Origin of the sequence: Nonomuraea sp. N2-4H, from assembly GCF_045291505.1 — a bacterium.
Taxonomy (GTDB): domain Bacteria; phylum Actinomycetota; class Actinomycetes; order Streptosporangiales; family Streptosporangiaceae; genus Nonomuraea; species Nonomuraea fastidiosa.
Map to the genome: position 1 here is coordinate 6480254 of NZ_CP147987.1, position 20089 is coordinate 6500342.

Below are 20089 nucleotides of genomic sequence, written 5' to 3' on the forward strand. Positions count from 1 at the left end.
CCCCCTGGAACGACCGGGCCTCCTGGAACGACCGGGCCTCCTGGAACGACCGGGCCGCCTCCGGACTACTTGCCCGGCTCGGGGTCCCTCGGCAGGCCGAGCATGCGCTCACCGATGATGTTGAGCTGCACTTCGGTGGTGCCGCCGTAGATCGTCATGGCGCGGGTCGCGAGCACCGCCCTGTTCCAGTAGCCGGCGTCGCCCAGCTTCATGTCGGCGGCGATCACGGCGGAGGCGCCGAGCAGCTCGACCGCCGTCTCCGACACGTGCTGGGCGTGCGAGGTGGACAGCAGCTTGCGTACGGAGGCGTCCGCGCCGGGCTCGCTGCCCGCGAGCTGCTTGAGCGTCACCCGCAGCGACAGCGCGTTGATCGAGTGGCCCTCGCAGACCACCTCGGCCAGCCGCTGCTTCTCGACCGGCGTCAGCTCCCTGCCGAGGCGACCGGCGAGGCCCAGCAGGTCGGGCACCGACGCGCCCGTGCCGCCCGAGCCGGACGACAGCGACACGCGCTCGTTGGACAGCGTGTTGCGCGCCACCTTCCAGCCCTGGCCCACCTCGCCCACGACCAGGTCGTCCGGCACGAACACGTCGTCCAGGAACACCTCGTTGAACAGGTTCTCGCCGGTCATCTCCGTCAGCGGCCTGACCGTCACGCCCGGGGCCTTCATGTCCACGAGGAAGTACGTGATGCCCTCGTGCTTGGAGCCCTCGTTGGAGTTACGGGCGATGCAGATGCCCCACTCGGCCACGTGAGCGACCGACGTCCAGATCTTCTGGCCGTTGAGCTTCCAGCCGCCCTCGACCTTCTCCGCCTTCATCTGCAGCGAGGCCAGGTCGGAGCCGGCGCCGGGCTCGGAGAAGAGCTGGCACCAGATCATCTCGCCGCTGAGCGTCTTGGGCAGGAAGCGCTGCTGCTGCTCCGGCGTTCCGTACGCGACGATCGACGGCACCACCCAGGCGCCGATGATCATGTTGGGCACGCGTACCTTCGCGGCCTTGAGCTCCTGCGCGATCAGCACCTGCTCGAGCGGCTTGGCGCCGCGGCCCCACGGCTTGGGCAGGTGCGGCATGACGAAGCCGCGATCGGCCAGCGCCCGCTTCTGCTCCTTGCCCTCAAGCCGCGCGATCTCCGCGATCTCGGCGCGGATCGACTCGCGCAGCTCCTCGGCGCCCTCCGGCAGGTCGATCTCCATCTCCCGCGACACGCCCGAGAGGGCCAGCTCGGCCACCTCGGCCGCCCAGTCGGCCGACGAGCCGAGCAGCGCGCGCAGGGTGAGCGCGCGGCGGTAGTAGAGGTGAACGTCGTGCTCGAACGTGTAGCCGATGCCGCCGAACGTCTGGATGGCGTCCTTCGCGCACCGCACGGCCGCGTCGGGGGCCATCACCCCGGCCACGGCGGCGGCGAACTCCAGCTCCTTGCCCTCGGCGCGGGTGGCGTCCCAGACCGTGGCGCGGGCCTGCTCCAGCGCCACCAGCATGCGCGACAGCTTGTGCTTGATGCCCTGGAACTGGCCGATCGGGCGGCCGAACTGCACGCGCACCTTGGCGTACTCGGCGGCGGCCGTCACGCACCACGACGCCAGGCCCGTGGCCTCCGCGCCGAGCAGGATCGCCGCGATCGCGCGCACGTCGGAGCGCTGCACGCCGCCCAGGATGCCGGAGGCGGGCACGGTCACGCCGTCCAGCTCGACCTTGGCGACCGGCCTGGTGATGTCGAGCGACTTCAGCTCGGTGACCGTGGCCGAGGCCGCCTCGATCAGCACCCACTCCTCGCCGTCGTCCGTGGTGACCGGCAGCACCAGCGAGTCGGCGAGCGAACCGCCCAGCACGGGCTCGGCGGTGCCGGAGACGACCAGCGAGCCGTCCTCCGTACGCGTGCCGGTCAGGTTCCCCGTCAGCGCGAGCGCGGCGGTCAGCGTGCCGTCGGCGTACCGCTCCAGGTGCTCCGGGCGCTTCGAGGCGTTGATGACCGCGCTGGCCAGCACCGTCGGCACGTACGGGCCGGGCGCCATGCGCTCGGCCAGCGCCTCGATGGCCACGGCCGCCTCCAGCAGGCCGTAGCCGGAGCCGCCGTGCTCCTCGGGCACGTGCAGGCCGAGCAGCCCCTGCTCGGCCAGGCCCGTCCAGAACGGCGGGCGCCCCTGCGAGCCCGCGCGCACCAGCTCCGAGGGGATGTTCCGCTCGGCCCAGCCGCTCACCGACTCGTGGAGCGCCTCGTGCTCCTCGCTCAACCCGATCGCCATTACTCATCCTCCAGCCAGGTCCGAGTCATGCGCAGAACCATATTCTAGAGGATGCTTCTGGCCTAGGCTGCCCGTCAGATCGGGCGAACCTGCTGCGCGAGCGTGTTCAGATCTCGCCAGCGTGCCTTATTCGCCTCGGGGATCGAGGCCATGAGCATCGCCGGCTTCGTCTTGCCCACCTCGACCACCGAGACCATCGCCTGCGCCGTCTGCTCCTTGCCGCCCGAGGTGTACGTCACCTTGAAGCCCAGCGTCCAGCCCTTGCCCACCGGGTTCTTCATCGATGCCGTCCACTCCTCCAGCGTCGCGCCCTCCGGGAACTGGGTGCGGATCGTCCACCGGGCCGCCTGCGTGGCGATCTCCCGGTAGTCGGCGTTCGACGACGGCTTCTTCTCCGGCGCCTCGCCCGGCAGCATCGCCGAGGCGATCACCGTGTACGGCGCCTCCACCTTGCCGATGCGCTGCGCCACCGAGAACGGCGAATACGACCTCGCCTTCCACGGCGAAGCCAGCCGCGGATACGTGATACCGGCCTTCCTGTCGGTGATCGTGCCCGTGACCGCGGACGCCTTGCCGGAGAACGTCGCGAACTTCTTGCTCGCCGGGGCCGGTGGCAGCACGATAGGACTCTGCGTCGGCGACGGGCTCGCCGTCGCAGACGCCGTCGGCGTCGGCGTCGGCGTCGTCGGCACCGGAGCCACCTGCACCACCTCCTCCGGCTCGTTCTTCGGCACGTCACCGGAGAAGACGACGAACACCAGCAGAACGGCCAGCACGGTCGCCACAATGGCACCGAACAGGTAGACGACCCTGATCGGGATGTCGCCGATACCGCGCCGCTTCGGCGGCGGCACCAACGGCCGCACCCCCGGCTGCCCGAACCGCTGCTCTTCAGGTTGCTGCTGCCCCGGCCCGGCGTTGAGCCCATTGGCCGCCGGGGTGTCAGACCCGCCGGAGGCTCCGGCGCTTGACCCCCCGGCCGCTCCGGCATCAGGCCCACCCGCAGCCCCGGCGTCAGGCCCACCGGCCGCTCCGGCGTCAGGCACACCAGCGACCCCGGCACCCGCCCCCTGGACGGCCCCCTGCCCCGGACCGACATTCGCCCCTTGGGCGGGCCCCTGCCCTGGCCCTTGAGTGGGTCCTTGCCCCGGAGCCTGAGCCACCCCGGCCGCCGGCTCTGCGGCCTGTCCCGGTGCGGCCGGGCCGATGCCAGGCGTTGCGTGCGAGCCGGCGCCGGGCACTGCCTGCGAGCCGGTGCCAGGCGTTGCGTGCGAGCCGGTGCCCGGGACTGGGTTGGGGCCGGATTGCGGGCCAGGTCCCATGGGGTGCCCGGCCGGGGGCATGCCCGGCCCATGGGGCGGCACCGGATTGGGCCCCGAACCCGACATCGGGTTGGGCCCGGAGCCCGGCATCGGGTTGAGTCCGGAGCCCGGCATCGGCCCCTGAGACCCCGGCCCGTAAGCACCCGGCCCCGTCTGAGGCCCAAGCCCGTGACCACCTGACCCCGCCTGAGCCCCCGGCCCGTGACCGGTCAGCCCTGCCTGAGGCCCTGGGATGGGGTGCCCGCCCGAGTTCGGCCAAGCACCGGCAATCGGCCCCGCACCCGGCGGCGGCACAGGCCCACCCGGATACGGCCCAGGCCCCGCGTTAGGGGCGGCATCCGGCCCCGCATTGGGTGCGACGTTGGGACCGCTGCCCGGCGGCATCGGCTGGCCGGTCTGCGGCCCAGGCCCGTGGGGGCCGACACCTGGCAGCACAGGGTTCGCCCCGGAGTTCGGGCCAGGCCCGACATACGGCCCCGGACCCATGCCCGGCCCCGCATGAGGCCCCGGGACGGCGTGCCCGCCCGAGTTCGGCCAAGGACCGGCAATCGGCCCCGCACCCGGCGGCGGCACAGGCCCACCCGGATACGGCCCAGACCCCGCGTTAGGGGCGGCATCCGGCCCCGCGTTGGGCGCGGCGTTCAGCCCCGCGTTGGGCGCGGCGTTCGGCCCGGTGTTAGGACCGGCACCGACATTGGGAGCGGTGCCCGGCGGCACCGGATGCGGTCCCGAGACCGGCCCCGGCGCGCCATAAGGCGGTGCGCCCTGAGCCGCGTTGCCACCGGTAGCCGGTCCAGGCGCGCCCTTCCGCCCGGTGTCCTGCCCGGCCGGCGGGAGCGGCGCAACCAGCCGCCCCAGCTCCGTCTCGGTGCCCACGGGCGGGACATGCCCCTGCCTGGCTTTCGTTCTAGCACCGGCACCCTTCCCGGCAGCCGCACCACCAGCACCCGCTCCTGAGGCAGCGCCCGCTCCCGAACCGGCGCCCTTCCCGGCACCGGTGCCCTGCCCAGCAGCACCCTGCTCCGCCGCACCACCCGGCCCCGAAGCAGCACCTTGCTGGGCAGCGCTACCCGGCCCGGCACCGGCGCCCTGCTGAGCGGCACCGCCTACCCCGACCCCAGCACCCTGCTTCGCCGCACCGTCTTGCCCGGCCGCAACGCCCCGCTGGGCGGCACCACCCGATCCAGCGCCGGCGCTCTCTCTGGCCGCACCACCCGGCCCAGAAGCAGCGCCCTGCTGGGCTGTACCGCCTGCTCCGGAAGCGGCTCCCGGCTTCGCCGCAGTGCTCTTATCCGGATCGGCGTCCGGAGCAGCGCTCTTGTCCGGAGCGGCGCTCTTGGTGGGAGCGGCGCTCGGCTTGGAGCCGGTCGCCTGGCCGCCGCCGGCGCCTGCCGCCTTGCCTGACGAAGCGACACCGGCCGCAGCCGCGCCCGCGGCCGCGGCCGAGCCCTTGCCCGGCCCGGCGCCCTTTCCTGCAGCGGTGCTCTTGCCCGACCCCTCGGCGGCGTGGTCAGACGTGCCGGGCTTCACTGGGGCGGACGGGTCGGACGCCGACGGAAGGGAGATCTTGACCGTCTCCTCCGCGGGCAGGACGATCTTGCGGAACGGAGTGGTGGGTGGGTCATTCGTAGGTGTCTGGTCGCCGTCGTCCGCCATGGCCATGAGGTTACGGCACCCAGGAGCACGATATTTCCGCTATTCCCCCACCAGAAGATGATTCTGTAATCTCACGGAGCATGAGGGGTTTCTACGAGATCGCGGCCCACGACCCAGAACGCCCCGCCCTCCTCGGCGACGAGGGCACGACCTACGGAGAGCTGCTCGATCGCGTCAACCGCGCATCGAACGGCCTGACCTCGCTCGGAGCCGGCCAAGGCGACTGCGTGGTGACCGTGCTGAAGAACGGGCTCGACGCCCTGACGATGATGCTGGCGACGTACCAGATCGGCGTCTACCTCGTCCCCGTAAACTGGCACTTCACCACCGAGGAGATCGACTACATCGTGGCCGACTGTCAGGCCAAGGCGGTGATCTCGCCGGACGCCCTCACGGTGGCGGAGCTGATCGACGGCCGGCCCGCCACCCCGCCGGCTCTGCGCAAGGCCGGCTCGATGATGCTCTACACCTCGGGTACGACCGGCCGCCCCAAGGGCGTGCGCCGCCGCCTGCTGGACCTGACGCCGGAGGAGCTGTACCCGATCCTCATGCGCAAGAGCTGGCGGCACTTCGGGCTGCCGATGGACGGCGTGCACCTGGTGTGCTCGCAGCTCTACCACTCGGCCCCGTACGGCCAGGCGATGATGGCGCTGCAGTTCGGGCACTCGATCGTGGCGCCCGAGCGGTTCGACGCGGTGGCCACGCTGGAGCTGATCGAGCGGTACCGGGTGACGAACGCGTTCATGGTGCCCACGATGTTCCACCGCCTGCTGGACGTACCGGACAAGGAGAAGTACGACCTGTCCTCGCTGACGCACCTCTACCACGGGGCCGCCCCCTGCCCGCCGGCCACGAAGAAGGCGATGATCGACTGGCTGGGCCCGGTGCTGTGGGAGTACTACGGCTCCACGGAGGCGGCGGTGGCCACCATGGTGTCGTCGGAGGAGTGGCTGGCCAAGCCGGGCACGGTGGGCAAGGCGCTGGACGGCATGTCGTTCACGATCGTCGACGAGGACGGCAAGGAGGTGCCGCCGGGCACGCCCGGCCTGGTCTACATCGGCGGCATCAACCGGTTCGAGTACCACGGCGACCCCGACAAGACGGCCGCGTCGATGCGCGGGCGCGACTACACGCCGGGCGACATCGGCTACCTCGACGAGGACGGCTACCTGTTCCTGCTGGACCGGCGTACCGACCTGATCATCTCCGGCGGCGTCAACATCTACCCGGCGGAGGTCGAGGCGGCGCTGCTCGAACACCCCTCCGTGGCCGACGTCGCGGTGATCGGCGTGCCCGACCCGGAGTGGGGGCAGAAGGTGGTGGCGCTGATCCAGCCGGCCGACGGGGTGAGGGGCGATGACGAGCTGACCGCCGAGCTGCTGCGCCACTGCGCGCCGCGCCTGGCCAGGCTCAAGCACCCCCGGGTGATCGAGTACCGGAAGTCGCTGCCCCGCACGCCGACCGGCAAGCTGAGCAGGAGAAACGTCCGGGAAGCGTATCTTTCTGAGTCGGCTGGGCAGTTCACATCCCCATGAGGGGAATGGCCGCAGGACTCGCCGCCGCCGGAGTGCTGCTCGCAGGCTGCGGTCCTCCCCCTACGACCACGGGTACGGACACTCCCGCCGCCACGACGCCCACCACCTCGGCTCCCGCCTCCACGGCGACGCCCCCGTCCACCGCCACGCCCTCTCCCGCGTCCACGCCTCAGGCGCTGGAGGCGGCGTACGAGAAGGTGATCACGGACGTGCTGCCGTCCATCGTGCAGATCAACACGAAGGTCGGGCTGGGCTCTGGCGTGGTGTTCGACCGCAGCGGGCACATCATCACGAACGCCCACGTGGTCGGGCAGGCCACGCGGATGAGCGTCACCATCGCCACGGGCGGCGCGCCCAGGACGGCCCGGCTGGTCAAGGCGTTCCCGGCCGGAGACCTCGCGGTCATCAAGGTGGACAAGGCGGACGGGCTGCGCCCGGCCAGGTTCGGCGACTCGTCCAAGGTGCGGGTGGGGCAGATCGTGCTGGCCATGGGCAACCCGCTCGGATTGTCCGGCAGCGTGACGGACGGCATCGTCTCCGCGCTCGGCCGTACGGTCACCGAACCCCAGGACCCCGGCTCGCCCGGCGCGACCATCGCGGGCGCCATCCAGACCTCCGCAGCCATCAACCCCGGCAACAGCGGCGGCGCGCTCGTGGACCTGTCGGGGAACGTGATCGGCATCCCGACGCTCGCCGCGACCGACCCGCAGCTCGGCGGCGGGGCCGCGCCCGGCATCGGCTTCGCCATCCCGAGCAACACGGCCACCGACATCGCCCGCCAGATCGTGAGGGACGGCAAGGTCACCAACAGCCACCGCGCCGCCCTGGGCATCAGGGGCAGCACGGTCATCGACGCGGACGGCCAGCCGAGCGGCGTCGGGGTCGCCGGTGTCGAGAGCGGCGGCGGCGCCGAGAAGGCCGGCATCCGGCCCGGCGACGTCATCACCTCGATCAACGGCAAGGAGACGCCCACCATGGCGGCCCTGGCCGAGACCATCACCACGCTCAAGCCCGGCGCTCGTGTCAAGGTCGGCCTGATCCGCGCCGACGGCACAGAGGAGACCGTCACCGTCACCCTTGGAGAACTCCAAGCCGACTGAGCGACCAGAGCCAGGCCGCTGCTTCAGCCGGTTGCTCCTCCTGGGGTGACCGGGCGGAGCCTCCTCTGCCGGACGACTCCCGCGGCCGCCGCGCCAGCCCCACTCCCCCAGTCACCGCTCCTGGACGGCCGCGAAGCCGCCGCTCCGGGGCGGCTCCCCGAGGTCCGCTCCCGGGCGACCGCGCGTCCTACTGCTTGGCGGTGAAGATGATCTCGACGCGGCGGTTCTTGGCGCGGTTCTCCTCCACCGGCTTGCCCTTGACCACGTTCGGCAACTTGGGACGGCTCTCGCCGAAGCCCCGGGCCTGGAGGGTGACGCCGGAGCCGGCGAGCAGGCCGCGCATGACCTTTTCGACCGCCTGGGCGCGGCGGAGCGACAGCGTGCGGTTGTAGGCGTCGGTGCCCTGGTCGTCGGTGTGGCCCTCGATCTTGACGACTCCGCCGTCAACCTCGTCCTGGACCTTGCGCGCCACCTTGGCGAGGCGGTCGCGGGCCTTGGCGGTGAGCTGCCACTTGTCGAGCGCGAACAGCACGTCGCTGGTCACCGCGACCGTCACCTGCTTGCCCTGGGTGATCTCGCTCTCGGTGCCGTCCATCGACTCGACCTCGCCGATGATGTCCTCGACGGGCAGTACCAGGTCCTCGACGGGGCCGGCGGCGCCGTCCGGCACGGTGGGGGCGGGCGTCGGCGACGCCCCCGACGAGGCGTGCGACGGCAACCCGACCCCGGCGACCGGCGACGCCCCCCACGAGGCGACCAGCGGTGACGCGGCCCCGGCGACCGGCGGCGACCCCACCGCAGCGGCCGACGACAACCCCGCCGCGGCGGACACGGGCATCAGGCCGGACGCGGCGGCCAGGACGAGCGCGACGCTAAGAGATCGGAACATCGTCGAGCACGCCGAACATCGGCATCTCAATGTCGACCTTGGTGACCTCCAGCGGCGGCGCGGCGAAGACCGCGTACAGCGTGGAGGACTCGCCCGGCTCCAGGAACTGCCCCTGGGTGCCGGAGCACACGCACTCGGCGTCCTCGGTCGTGCCGTTGCGGGCCACCCGGTAGCGCTTGGCGTTGACGGGGTCGATGAGGGAGACCTTCGAGACGGTCAGGTCGAGCGGCCCCTTGCCCAGGCCGTTGTGCACGTTGACCTTGCCCTCTGTGGCGGTGATGGTCCAGGTGAGGCTGGCGGTCTTGCCCTGGCGGCGCAGGGAGGTGATGTCCACCCTGGCGGCGCCGGTCATGTCGCCGGCGCTGACCTGGGCGGTGCGGGTGGCGATCACGGTGGCTTCTTGGGCGGGCGGCTGCTGCGCCGGAGTGGAGGTCTCCTGGGTGGGCTGAGCGGCGGCGGCGCCGGTCGTGGGCGACTCGCCGTCACCGGTGCCCGGCGGGCCGGGGATCACGCCGCAACCCGCCAGCGCGAGAGCCGCGACGGCCGGTGCGAACAACTTTCGCATGTGTGGTCCACCTTCGTCGTCGGGGATGTTCGGCCTCACCACAGGCGGGCGGCGTTCGATGTCCGGATGATCGGGTCACACGCGCTGGTCACGCCGCGTTCGCGTCTTGTGCGCGAGCCCTTCGGCCTCGCCCTGCCCTGGCGCCATCGCCAAGTGGGGTCAAACTCTGCCAGAGTTCGCACAACGGTCTCAACCGCGCCATCAAGGTCTCCGGTATCGGGCTCAGCCTGCGGCCTGGGTCATCCGGTAGCGGGAGGGCGGGATGCCGTACCGGTCGATGAACGCCTGCCGCAGCGTCTCCGCCGTCTTGAACCCGCAGCGCGCGGCGACCGCGGCCAACGGCAGCGACGTCGTGGCGAGCAGCTGGGCGGCGGCCTCGGTGCGGGCCCTGCGGACGTAGCGGCCGGGGGTCAGGCCGAGATGCTTGATGAAGAGGCGGGTGAGGTGGCGTTCGCTGACGCCCGCCTCGGCGGCGAGCGCGGCGGTGCCGAGGTCGTCGCGCAGGTGGGTGGCGATGTGCTCGACGATCCGCCTGACCAGGCCGTCGGCGGGCGACGGCGGCTCGACGAACATGCTCATCTGGGCCTGGTTCCCGGGCCGCTGCAGGTAGGTGACCATGTTCCTGGCGACGGTCCTGGCCAGCTCGGTGCCGTTGTCCTCCTCGACGAAGGCGAGTGTGAGGTCGAGCGCGGCGGTGATGCCGGCGGAGGTCGAGACGTTGCCGTCGCGGATGAAGATCGGGTCGGGGTCGACGGTCACGCCGGGGAAGCGCCCGGCCAGTTCGTGCGCCTGCTTCCAGTGGGTGGTGGCGCGACGGCCGTCGAGCAGCCCGGTGGCGGCCAGCACGTACGCGCCGGTGCAGACCGACGCCACCCTGCGGCTCTCGCGGGCCAGCCGCCTGATGTGGCCGACGACGAGCGGGTCGGCCGCGGCGTCCGCGTAGCCGATGCCGCCGGAGATCAGCAGCGTGTCGAGCGGACCCTTGACGCGTTCGAGCGCGAGCTGCGCGTCGATGCGCAGCGCGGTGCCGGTGGTGACGGGGCGTCCCCGGGGGTGGCGACGCGGTACTCGTAGTACGGCAACGCGCCGTGCCAGTTGGCGCTCTCCAGCGTCGAGGTCACGCAGGCGATGTCGAGCAGCTCGGCCGCCTCGTACGCCACCACGACGAACCGTCGTCGGTCCATGGCTCGACTGTAGGTCCGGCGGACCGAGAACCCAAGTTTCCGGACATGTCCGGCCGCCTTCCTTGGCCCCGGCGGACCCCGGCGGCGACAGTCGGGACATGACGACGACCACCACCGCCGCCCGTACCGGCCGCAACTGGGGCAGGTTCGCCCTCCACTACGTCGAAATGATCATCGCGATGTTCGCCGGGATGCTCCTCATCGGCATGCTCCGCTCCGCCGCCGGCCTCGGCCTCTCGCACGCCGAGCAGCCCGAGCTGTGGTATCTGGCGATGGCGCTCGACATGTCCATCGGCATGGCCGCGTGGATGCGAGTGCGCGGGCACCGCTGGGCGCCGACCCTGGAGATGTGCGCGATCATGTTCGCCCCGGCCGTGCCGTTGTTCCCGCTGCTGTGGGCGGGCGCCATCGACGGCGGCGTGCTCATGCTCGTCGCGCACGTCGGGATGTTCCCGCTCATGCTGGCGGCGATGCTGCGCCGCCTCGACGAGTACGCCGGCTGCCGTCACTGACCGCCTTGCGGTAGCCGTCCAGGACGTCCTGCCGCAGCAGGTGCCCGAACCCGGCCCGCGCGAGCCGCATCCCCAGCTCGGCCTCGGTGACGCCGAGCGCGGCGGCGGTGTCACCCGGTCGGGTGCGCCGAGCGGCCCGGCCGCCATCACCGAGTCGTGGAACTCCGCCCACTCCCGCTCGACGCGGGCGGCCGCCTCCCGCAGGTCGGCGAGCGAGCCGATGGCGTCGGCGTCGAGCTCGGCGGTGAAATCCCGCGCCGGGTGGTACAGCGCGTACTCGTGGATCAGGTCGCCGTACATGTCGCGGACGAGCGTCGGGTGCAGCGCGCGGTAGTCCTCGGGGTGCGGCACCACGAAGGCCGTGGCCAGCGTGTCACCCGCGTAGAGCAGCAGCCCGCACTGGCCGGGGTGGATCTCGAAGACCTTCAGCGCGTCCTCCAGGCCGCGTACCTCGGCCCCGCTGTACGCCTCCTCGATGCGCGGTGACAGGCCGTGCGCGAGCGCCTGCCGCGACCACTCGTCCCAGGCCGTCTCAGGGCCGCCGAAGTGGAGCGCGAGGAAGCCTTCGACGGCCAGGTGCAGGGGCAGGAAGCGCAGGCGGTGCTTGTCGGCCCTGCGGGCCATCCTGCGGCGGATCCTGATCGGCACGTGGCGCAGCGGCTGCCCGAGCTGGGTGCCGTACGCCGCCGCCGGGGTGCCGTCGGCGGTCCACGACGCGACGCACGCGTGCGGCACGTACGCGGTGTAGAGCGACCTGTCGGGCAGCGTCACCACGGAGAGCTCGTCGCCGTACACCTTGGCGTGCAGCCGCAGGTCCTCGATGGGGGCGCGGCGGACGAGCGGCACCAGCCGCAGCGCGCCCCAGGTCTGGGCGGGCCGCGTCTCCAGCCCGGTGAGGTCGATCATCGTGCCTCCAGCGCCCGCGCCGCCCGCTCGGCGAGGTACGCCCGCAGCTCGGCCGCCCCGCTGCGGCCCTCGGCGAACCTGGCCAGTTCGACCAGCGCGGGCAGGTCCTCGGCGTCCCTGATGCCGGCCGTCGGCACGACAGGGGACAGCCGCCGCACCTCGAACCGCTCGGCGTCGTAGACGGGGTCGAGGTGCACGATGCCCACCTCGCACGCCGGGTCGAGCCTGCGCCGCCACACCCGCAGCACCTCGCAGGCCAGGCCGGGGGCGCGTTGTCCCAGCCGTCGGAGACGATGACGAGCAGGCCGGGCCGCCGTTCCAGGGCGTCGATGACGCGCCGCCCGAGCGGGGTCGGGCCGGTCGGGCGGGCCTGGAGCGGGTCGTCGCGCCGCGACAGCCACAGGCCGTGGTAGTCACCTGCCAGCGCCTCCAGCAGGTAGTGGCAGGCCAGCGCGACCGCGAGCGGCCGGCGGCGCTTCTGCGGGGAGGCGAAGGAGGAGAAGCTGTCGTCGAGCACCGCCACCACGTGCCCCCAGGTGCCGACCCGGGTGCCCGCCGCCCGCGACGCGGCCGCGCGCAGCGCGGACACCAGCTCGTCGCGCCGCCGCTCGCGTACGTCCGCCGCCAGCGAGAGCACGTACGAGGCCACCCTGACCAGCGGCAGCGCGGCCAGATCCGCGTCGGTGCCGAGGCCGTCGCGCTCGGCGGCACCGCTCAGGCGCAGCCGTTCGAGCCGGGTCAGCCGGGGCGCGATGTGCTCGAGGAAGTGGTCCCTGGGGATGCCGTGGCGGGCGGCGAAGCCCTCGGCCACCGTGTACGGCAGCTCGTACAGGGCGTTCTTGTCGTAGTGCGCCCGCCGCCACGCCTCCAGCAGCGGCGTGTCGTAATGGGATCGGCGAAACGGCGCGAACAGGAAGTCGCCCAGCTCGCCCGGCGGCCTCAGGTGGGCGTGCCGGACCGCGGCCTTGACCCCCGCCCGGTACTTCACCGCGTCGAAGGCCAGGTCGGGCCGCGCGGCCAGCCGGTCGCGGACGATCGCGCGGGTGCGCCGGTTGTTGACGCCGGCCCGCCGCAGCTCGCCGAAGAGCCGGTACGCGCGGGGCGGGCTCATCCTGCCCAGCCGCCAGGAGATCAGCCGCGCCTCGCCCGCGTCCACGCCGCCCTTGCGTCCCAGCAGCCCGGCGATGATGAGGGCCGCGTTGTGGTCGTTGATGTCGAGGGCGAGCGTGGCGGCGTACAGGCCGGGATAGTTGGTGTGGATGTAGTCGTGCAGGAAGCGCAGGGAGAGGCGCTGCCGCCCGGCGTCGCTGTGGAACTCGCGCTGGCCGGTCGAGGTGATCGAGGCGTTGGCGAAGAGCAGCACGTCCTCGCACTCGATCAGATCGGCGTAGGTCTCCATGGCTCCCCGGACGTGGTCTCGGACTGGCCGGGGAATGGGGGCGCGAACTGCGAAAGGTCGCGGTAAAGGCGGTTTCCGGAAGTCGCACCGGAGTCCCACGGCCAGTCCGTCCGGAACCCTACTACCGATCAGGTACGTACTTCGCCGTGATATCGCGCAGCTCGCGCTGCCTGTCGCGAATGTCGGTGATCAGCACGTACGCCACCAGCAGCAGCCCCAGGCAGAGCACGTCTGCCGCCCACCACGGGATCTCGGCGAGCAGCAGGTAGCCCTGCCCGTCGCTCAGCTCTCTGATCACCACGGTGACGACTGCGACCACGACGGTGACCAGCGCCCATGTCCACCAGCGCGGCAGGCTGCCCTTGTTCCACAGCCGCACCCGCCAGTTCATGAACACGGCCAGGACGCCCAGCAGCGCGCAGAACCCGATCAGCCACCACGGCAGCGCGAACGCGGTCTGCTCGGAGATCTGCTCCTTGGTCGCGCGCAGCTCCGCCTCCGCCGCCTGCCGCGCCTGCTCGGCCTCCTGGAGCTTCCGCTCCAGCTGCGCCACCGTCTGCCTGCGCGGCGGCTGCGTGGTCTCTTCGGTGGGCAGCATCCGCGCCACGACCGTGAGCATGATCGCCACGAACGACAGGGCGAGCACGATCGCCATGAACAGGTCGATGAACCGCAGGTCGAGCGGTGGCGCGAACGACCGCGTGGCCTGCTTTCTCACTGCTCCCTCACCAGCGTGTACTTCTGCGGCTTGCTCTCGACGGCGCTCAGCCGCTCGACCGCCGTGCGCAGCGCGTCGATGCCCTTGATCAGCTCCTCGGTCCTGTCCCTGGACTGCGCCAGCTCCTGCGTCAGCCCGCGCAGCTCGGGCCGGCGGGCGCGGATGAGCCGCCCTTCGAGGCGCCGGGCAGCCGGGCCAGGTAGACGAGGAACACTTCGTCGGCCGCCGCCACGCTGGCCCGCTCGGCCCGCTCGATCAGCGCCATCGCGCCGAACGCGAGCACGCTCAGGAACAGCGCGATCATGGTGACGCCGAACGCGGAGGCCAGCTCGGGCAGTACGTGCTGCTTGAGCGCCGTGATGAGCACGCCGGGGTCGCCCCGGTTGTCGAGCGCGTTGCCGAACGAGCCGACCATCGTGGCCATGGTGAGCGCCGTACCGATGAAGCCGAAGACCGGCAGCGCCCAGATCAGGGCGTGATCGATGTGGTGCTTGTTGACCATCTCGGTGTCGTCGAGCGCGGAGCGCGCGCTCAGCACCGCCTCGGCGTCGCCGCCGGCCTCGGCCGCCTCCTTGAACAGCCGCAGCCGCCGCCCGACCAGCGTGTCATCGCTGGGCCGCACGGCCTGCACGCTGGCCGAGGCCCGGGCCGTCGCGACGCTCTCCTTCCTGATGTCGGGCACCGCCCGTACGATCCGCAACACCGTGGTGAGGAACACCGCGATGATCAACGTGACCACCAGCTCAGCCGCCCCCGGCGCCGTGGTCGCCCCCACGAATTGCAGTAACTGGCGCACCATCCCGGTCATCAGCAGCACCGCGGACACCAGAAGCCCCACCAGCGGCGCGAACCCCGAATGGCGCCAGTCGAACCTTGACACGCTTGAACCCCACTCCAGCACAGGAATTGTCAGAGCAACACCTAAGCACACCGGCAGCAGTGGGTAGTGACGGAGTGGCAGATCTGTGACCAGACCGGTCCTGAAACGCACGAAACCCCGGATCACCTTACAGCGCGGGCGAGCAGTACGGAATCTCCACGCAGGCGCTCGCTCACGGCGCGGCCGCAGAGAGGCAGAGGGCACCGCGGCCCGGCGCCGCGGACACGCGTGGCGCGCGTGAGCATGGGTGAGCGAGGGCAGGCGCACCTCGGCCTGGGAGCGGGGGCACGCAGGCAAGGACCGCAGACACGCGAAACCGCCCCTCGCCTGCGGAAGCCCGCGGCGAAGAGGCGGTTGCGAAAAGCTGGTGGAGGTGGCGGGAATCGAACCCGCGTCCTTCAACCCCAAGTCAGGGCTTCTCCGGGCGCAGCCTGCTGTGCTTTTCTCGGCCCCGGCGATCACGCAGGCAAGTCGCCGACGGGCTCAGCCACTGTTAGATTTCCCGATCTCCCCCGTGGCCGGGTTGATCGGTTGAGCCTTCTAGCGATGCCAGACACCGGGCCGAAGGCGCTCCCGGGCTGACAGTGGCTTCGCTGATCAGGCAGCGAGGGCCAGGGAGTCCCTGGCGGCCACAGTGCTCTTAGAATTGGCACTTATTGTTTGCGGTCACAGGATTAACGAGGTTATGTCCGCAGTCCTCGGCCCGCTTCACCTGGCTTGCAAGGTCAAAGTCGAAGCCAGTCACCCCCTGTGCAGTTGTCAACCGTCACCGCCGGCCCGCGCGAGGGTCGGCGCAACAGGAATGTACATCGGACAACGCCCCCGATGCCAACTTAATTCCGCGCCGGCGCGGGACCTCGCGGCAACGCCGAAACCCCCGGGAGCCCGGCGCTGAGGCACGTGCTCCCGGGGGCCGACCGGCAGGGTCGAGCCGGTCCGGACGGCAGGACTTCCCCGAGATGAAGTCCTGATCTCATCACGGCGACTGGGACCGCAACCCCCCGAGCGGGCCCAGTCACTCAGTAAGACGCCGGGGAAGTCCGGATGGTTGCTCAGCGTCACGACTTTTTCACCTTCGGCCGCGATGTCAGTCCGCGAGCCCCGCGAAGAAGTCTCCCGCCACGGCTCCGGCGTCGTGGTTCTTCGCCAGGACGGCGACGGCGACGTCGCCCTGCCAGCCGACCCACCAGGTGAGGCCGCCCTCCGCGGTGGCGGTGATGCCGTAGACCTTGGCCTTACCGGCCTGCGCGGGCGAGCCGACCGCACCGGCGCGCATCATCGTCGTCAGCGTCGCGCGCACCTTCGGGTCCATCTGCTGGGGCGCGGGCTGGGTCGCGGGCGGCGCCGTGGCGGTCGCGCTGGGCGTCTTGGGCTCGGTCACGAGTACGGGAGGCCGCCACGTCCCGGACGCCACCGCAGCGGCCACCAGAGCCATGCTGAGCGGGCTCACCTGGACGCTCTGGCCCGCGATGGCCTTGGCCTTGTCGGCGTCGCTGGACAGCCTCGGCAGCTTGCCGCTGAACGACTTCAGCGGCAGCCGCCAGGGCTGCTCCAAGCCCAGCGCCTGCGCGCTCCTGAGCAGATCGTCACCCGAGACGCGGCGGGCCAGCGAGGCCAGCGCGGTCACGCACCCCTTGGCGAAGTTGTCCTGGAACGAGGCCGACGCCGGCAGTGGGGCGTTGTGGGCCGCCTGGACGAACTTGGCGCCGCCGACCGTGCGCTCCTGCGGGCAGGCCAGCCGCTGCTTGGGGCTCACCCCGGCCTTCAGCAGCGCGTCGGCGGCGATGATCGAGAACGCGGTGCCGGCGGGGAACTTCCCGGCCAGCCCATGCCGCTCCTGGTGTAGCCCCTTGCTGCCGACCGCGAGGATCTCGCCGGTGTCGGGCTGCACCGCCACCAGGGCGCTGGTCTGGGTCTCGGCAACCGCCTGCTCGGCCGCGGCCTGCACCTTCCTGTCGATGGTGGTCTTGACCGAGACGTTCTGCCGTCCTGGCCACTCCTCCAGCAGCGCGACCTGCCGGCCGGTCTTGAGATCGAGGGTGATCACCTTCGTCTCGGTGGAGCCGGTCAGATAGTCCTGGTACGCCTGCTGCAGCCCGCTCTTGCCCACCGAGTCGCCGGCCCGCTGCGGACCGCCGAGCTTCTGCTCGGTCTCGGGTGTGAGCGCGCTGACGGTGCCGACGATCTGGCGCGGCGCGTCGGGGTTGACCGGCTGCTTCTGCGACACGATCTTGATGCCGTCGATCGCCAGCTTGGTCTGCATCGACTGGTAGCGCGAGCGTCCGAACGTCACCAGCGGCACGAACTTGTCGGGCGGCGACGACCTGACCCGGCTGAGCAGGCGGTCTTGGGCGTAGCCGGTGACGTCGGACAGCTTGGCGACCACTTCCTCGGCCCGGTCGCCCAGCTCGTCGGGGACGACGCCGGCGACGTAGAGGATGGTGTCGCTCTGCAGCGGGTCGTTGTCGCGGTCGAGCACGGGCTGGCGCGGCTTGGGCTCGGTGTCGACCGCGAAGCGCTGGCCCTCCTTGAGCTGCGGGTGCAGCACGGAGGGCGACCAGCGGACCTTCCACGCGCCGTCGACGAGGTGGAGCGGCAGCTTGCTGTCGTACTGCCACAGCGGGTTGTTCTCCCCGAGGTCGACCTCGGCGTGGAAGTCGGCCTCCGACTCGTCGCCGTCGACGCTGATGGCCGTGATCTTGAAGCGGAAGGAGGCGGCGTCGAGCTCCAGCTTGGCGTCCTCCAGCGCCTTGCGCACCTTCGCCGGGTCGCCGTCGGTGCGGCGGGCGGCCAGCTCGTAGTCCTCCGACTGCCAGCCCACGAGGAAGTCGCGCACCGCGTCGTGGGGTGACGACTCCTCGAAGCAGCCGGTCAGCGTCGTGCTGGCGACCGCCAGCGTGGCGGTCGCCGCCAGCAGGCGGCGGGCGCGGTGCATCGCCGTACGCCTGAAAGGTCCGCGTCTCATCGGTCGCAGTGCCGCCGTCTCATCTGTTGCGGTAGCGCAGCGCCCGGGCCATCTCCCGCTTGGCCTGCTGCTCCGCCAGCGCCTGCCGCTTGTCCCAGTCCTTCTTGCCCCGGGCGACGGCGATCTCGACCTTCGCCCTGCCGTCCTTGAAGTAGAGGGACAGCGGCACGATCGTCAGCCCGCCCTCCTTGATCTTGGCGGCGAGCTTGTCGATCTCTTTGCGGTGCAGCAGCAGCTTGCGCTTGCGCCGGGCCGCGTGGTTGGTCCAGGTGCCCTGCGCGTATTCGGGGATGTGCACGTTGAGCAGCCACGCTTCGTTGCCGTCGATCGTGGCGTAGCCGTCGACGAGCGAGGCGCGGCCCTCGCGTAGCGACTTCACCTCGGTGCCCTGCAGCACGAGACCCGCCTCGAAAGTGTCCTCGATGTGGTAGTCGTGCCGAGCGCGCTTGTTCTGGGCGATGACCTTCCGCCCGGTCTCACGTGGCATGCTTCGACTTTACCGGCGACAGGGACGCTCGCAGCCCATGCGCACCGCTACACCCGCAGATAGCGACGTAGCGTCACGAACGAGGCCAGGATACAGATCACGACACCGATGATCATGGTGATGGTGATCGTCTGGGCCAGGTCGTTCCAGCTGAGCTGAGCCGTGGCACCGCCGAAGAAGCCGACGATCTCCTCGAAGAGGAACACCTTCGCGCAGATCAGAATGATCGCCGCGAAGACGCCGCCGACGAGACCGGCGATGACGCCCTCCATGACGAAGGGGAGCTGGATGTAGAGGTTGGAGGCGCCGACCAGCCGCATGATGCCCGTCTCGCGGCGCCGGTTGAACGCCGACAACCGCACCGTGTTGCCGATCAGCAGCGCCGCCGCGAGCACCAGGATGATGGCCACGGTCAGCGCGGCGAGCGCGAGCTTGTCGAGCATGTCGAAGAACGGGGCGATGAGCTGTTTCTGGTCCATCACCTGGGCCACGCCCGGCTGCCCGGTCACGGCCTGGATCACCGGCTGGTAGTTGTCGGGATCCTCGAGCTTGATGCGGAACGACTGCGGCAGGTCCTCGACCTTGGTCGCGTCGACCAGGGCCGGGTTCGAGGACGAGAACGACTGCTTGAAGTTCCGGTACGCGTCGGCCTCGGTCTCGAAGAACACCTCCTTGACGCCCTTGGTGCCCTTGATGTGCTGCTCGAGCGCCTTGATCTGCGCGGGCGTGATCGCCTTGCCTTTGCAGTCCGGTATGGCCGTCCCCTTCTTGCACAGGAAGACGGAGATCTCGACCTTGTCGTCCCAGTAGCCCTTCATCAGCCCGACCTGGGTGTTGATCATCAGGCCGACGCCGAGCATCGCCATACCGACCGCCACCGTGATGATCACGGCGATCGTCATCGTCAGGTTACGACGGAGGCCGATCCAGACCTCGGAGAAGATGAAATTCGCCCGCATGTCTTGTCTGCAGCTCCCTGTCAGTACGCCTGGCCGTACACGCCACGCGACTGGTCACGGACGATCTTGCCGTCCTCCAGCTCCACGACACGCTTACGCATGGAGTCGACGATGGCCGCGTCGTGCGTGGCCATGACGACCGTGGTGCCAGTCCTGTTGATGCGGTCGAGCACCTTCATGATGCCGATGCTCGTCGCAGGGTCGATGTTGCCCGTGGGCTCGTCGGCCAGCAGGATCATGGGCCGGTTGACGAAGGCGCGGGCCATGGCGACGCGCTGCTGCTCGCCGCCGGACAGCTCGTCGGGCATGCGGTGCGCCTTGCCTTCGAGGCCGACCAGCTCGATGACCTCGGGCACCACCTTGCGGATGAAGCGCCGCGGCTTTCCGATGACCTCGAGCGCGAACGCCACGTTCTCGTAGACGTTCTTGTTCGGGAGCAGCCTGAAGTCCTGGAAGACGCAGCCGATGCGGCGGCGCAGGTGCGGCACCTTGAAGTTGGAGAGGCGGCTCAGGTCTTTGCCGGCGACGTGGATCGCGCCGGAGTTGGGCCGCTCCTCCTTCAGGATCAGACGCAGGAACGTGGACTTGCCTGATCCCGAGGGACCGACGAGGAACACGAACTCACCCTTGTCCACGTCAACGGATACGTGGTCGAGGGCGGGCCGGTTCTGGTTCGCGTAGACCTTGGTGACATTATCGAAATGGATCACGAGAGCATCACGGCATGCCAGTCTAGGGGTCAGGACGGAAGCGAGGGTGGCATATGCCC

Annotated in this window: 15 protein-coding genes, 1 other RNA gene and 1 pseudogene; 3 read left to right on the forward strand and 14 right to left on the reverse strand. The window is 70.9% G+C overall.

Annotated features, from left to right (window positions below; genetic code table 11):
• Nucleotides 1–65: 65 nt before the first annotated feature.
• Together WBK31_RS29635 and WBK31_RS29640 are read right to left on the reverse strand one after the other, a co-directional pair.
• On the reverse strand, nt 66–2243 hold the full coding sequence (locus WBK31_RS29635) for an acyl-CoA dehydrogenase (RefSeq protein WP_378786391.1): 2178 nt from the start codon (nt 2241–2243) through the stop codon (nt 66–68).
• 74 nt (nt 2244–2317) lie between these two features.
• Complete coding sequence (locus WBK31_RS29640) at nt 2318–3100, reverse strand: hypothetical protein (RefSeq protein WP_406673506.1); 783 nt, start codon at nt 3098–3100, stop codon at nt 2318–2320.
• A 2201-nt stretch (nt 3101–5301) separates the two neighbouring features.
• On the opposite strand from WBK31_RS29640, the gene WBK31_RS29645 reads away from it, so the two are divergent.
• Together WBK31_RS29645 and WBK31_RS29650 are read left to right on the forward strand one after the other, a co-directional pair.
• Nucleotides 5302–6756: an AMP-binding protein gene (locus tag WBK31_RS29645; RefSeq protein ID WP_364060350.1), complete on the forward strand. Its 1455-nt coding sequence runs from the start codon at nt 5302–5304 to the stop codon at nt 6754–6756.
• 5 nt (nt 6757–6761) lie between these two features.
• A complete protein-coding gene (locus WBK31_RS29650) occupies nt 6762–7856 on the forward strand; it encodes a trypsin-like peptidase domain-containing protein (RefSeq protein WP_364060347.1) in 1095 nt (364 codons plus the stop codon).
• Nucleotides 7857–8043: 187 nt separating this feature from the next.
• Here WBK31_RS29650 and WBK31_RS29655 read toward each other — a convergent pair whose 3' ends face one another.
• The 4 genes from WBK31_RS29655 to WBK31_RS29670 form a co-directional block, all read right to left on the reverse strand.
• Nucleotides 8044–8745 carry an OmpA family protein gene (locus WBK31_RS29655; RefSeq protein ID WP_406673507.1) on the reverse strand — a complete coding sequence of 234 codons (702 nt, stop codon included), beginning with the start codon at nt 8743–8745 and terminating at the stop codon, nt 8044–8046.
• Entirely contained in the window at nt 8729–9310 is a 582-nt protein-coding gene (locus WBK31_RS29660; RefSeq protein WP_406673508.1) for a hypothetical protein, read from the reverse strand. Before WBK31_RS29660 ends, WBK31_RS29655 begins: the two co-directional genes overlap by 17 nt.
• Before the next feature lie 222 nt (nt 9311–9532).
• Nucleotides 9533–10330, reverse strand: coding sequence for a GlxA family transcriptional regulator (locus WBK31_RS29665; RefSeq protein ID WP_406675541.1), 798 nt, complete (start codon nt 10328–10330; stop codon nt 9533–9535).
• On the reverse strand, nt 10270–10494 hold the full coding sequence (locus WBK31_RS29670) for a hypothetical protein (protein ID WP_378790281.1): 225 nt from the start codon (nt 10492–10494) through the stop codon (nt 10270–10272). Before WBK31_RS29670 ends, WBK31_RS29665 begins: the two co-directional genes overlap by 61 nt.
• Before the next feature lie 98 nt (nt 10495–10592).
• On the opposite strand from WBK31_RS29670, the gene WBK31_RS29675 reads away from it, so the two are divergent.
• Nucleotides 10593–11006 (forward strand): hypothetical protein, encoded by a 414-nt coding sequence (locus tag WBK31_RS29675; RefSeq protein ID WP_406673509.1) that lies wholly within the window; start codon nt 10593–10595, stop codon nt 11004–11006.
• Between the two features lie 183 nt (nt 11007–11189).
• Here WBK31_RS29675 and WBK31_RS29680 read toward each other — a convergent pair.
• The 8 genes and pseudogenes from WBK31_RS29680 to ftsE form a co-directional block, all read right to left on the reverse strand.
• A pseudogene (locus tag WBK31_RS29680) lies at nt 11190–11912 on the reverse strand (ARPP-2 domain-containing protein); the annotation flags it as partial.
• A 1520-nt stretch (nt 11913–13432) separates the two neighbouring features.
• Nucleotides 13433–14029 carry a hypothetical protein gene (locus WBK31_RS29685; protein WP_364060323.1) on the reverse strand — a complete coding sequence of 199 codons (597 nt, stop codon included), beginning with the start codon at nt 14027–14029 and terminating at the stop codon, nt 13433–13435.
• A gap of 130 nt (nt 14030–14159) precedes the next feature.
• Nucleotides 14160–14909, reverse strand: coding sequence for a hypothetical protein (locus tag WBK31_RS29690; protein ID WP_378786381.1), 750 nt, complete (start codon nt 14907–14909; stop codon nt 14160–14162).
• Nucleotides 14910–15274: 365 nt separating this feature from the next.
• Nucleotides 15275–15658, reverse strand: a transfer-messenger RNA (tmRNA) gene (ssrA, locus tag WBK31_RS29695).
• 338 nt (nt 15659–15996) lie between these two features.
• Nucleotides 15997–17874, reverse strand: a complete 1878-nt coding sequence (locus tag WBK31_RS29700; protein WP_364060318.1) for a penicillin-binding transpeptidase domain-containing protein — start codon at nt 17872–17874, stop codon at nt 15997–15999.
• Nucleotides 17875–17893: 19 nt separating this feature from the next.
• Nucleotides 17894–18361, reverse strand: coding sequence for an SsrA-binding protein SmpB (smpB, locus tag WBK31_RS29705; RefSeq protein ID WP_364060315.1), 468 nt, complete (start codon nt 18359–18361; stop codon nt 17894–17896).
• 47 nt (nt 18362–18408) lie between these two features.
• The gene (ftsX, locus tag WBK31_RS29710) at nt 18409–19320 is read right to left on the reverse strand and encodes a permease-like cell division protein FtsX (RefSeq protein ID WP_364060313.1); all 912 of its coding nucleotides are present in this window, start codon (nt 19318–19320) and stop codon (nt 18409–18411) included.
• Between the two features lie 20 nt (nt 19321–19340).
• Nucleotides 19341–20030 (reverse strand): cell division ATP-binding protein FtsE, encoded by a 690-nt coding sequence (gene ftsE / locus WBK31_RS29715; RefSeq protein ID WP_127939948.1) that lies wholly within the window; start codon nt 20028–20030, stop codon nt 19341–19343.
• Nucleotides 20031–20089 lie beyond the last annotated feature (59 nt).

What these genes read in the sequence shown, in the direction of transcription:
- WBK31_RS29675 (WP_406673509.1), top strand. Translation starts at nt 10,593, where the DNA reads ATGACGACGACCACCACCGCCGCCCGTACCGGCCGCAACTGGGGCAGG.
- WBK31_RS29670 (WP_378790281.1), bottom strand. Translation starts at nt 10,494, where the DNA reads ATGGACCGACGACGGTTCGTCGTGGTGGCGTACGAGGCGGCCGAGCTG.
- WBK31_RS29645 (WP_364060350.1), top strand. Translation starts at nt 5,302, where the DNA reads ATGAGGGGTTTCTACGAGATCGCGGCCCACGACCCAGAACGCCCCGCC.
- smpB (WP_364060315.1), bottom strand. Translation starts at nt 18,361, where the DNA reads ATGCCACGTGAGACCGGGCGGAAGGTCATCGCCCAGAACAAGCGCGCT.
- WBK31_RS29655 (WP_406673507.1), bottom strand. Translation starts at nt 8,745, where the DNA reads ATGTTCCGATCTCTTAGCGTCGCGCTCGTCCTGGCCGCCGCGTCCGGC.
- WBK31_RS29700 (WP_364060318.1), bottom strand. Translation starts at nt 17,874, where the DNA reads ATGAGACGCGGACCTTTCAGGCGTACGGCGATGCACCGCGCCCGCCGC.
- WBK31_RS29660 (WP_406673508.1), bottom strand. Translation starts at nt 9,310, where the DNA reads ATGCGAAAGTTGTTCGCACCGGCCGTCGCGGCTCTCGCGCTGGCGGGT.
- WBK31_RS29650 (WP_364060347.1), top strand. Translation starts at nt 6,762, where the DNA reads ATGGCCGCAGGACTCGCCGCCGCCGGAGTGCTGCTCGCAGGCTGCGGT.
- WBK31_RS29635 (WP_378786391.1), bottom strand. Translation starts at nt 2,243, where the DNA reads ATGGCGATCGGGTTGAGCGAGGAGCACGAGGCGCTCCACGAGTCGGTG.
- ftsX (WP_364060313.1), bottom strand. Translation starts at nt 19,320, where the DNA reads ATGCGGGCGAATTTCATCTTCTCCGAGGTCTGGATCGGCCTCCGTCGT.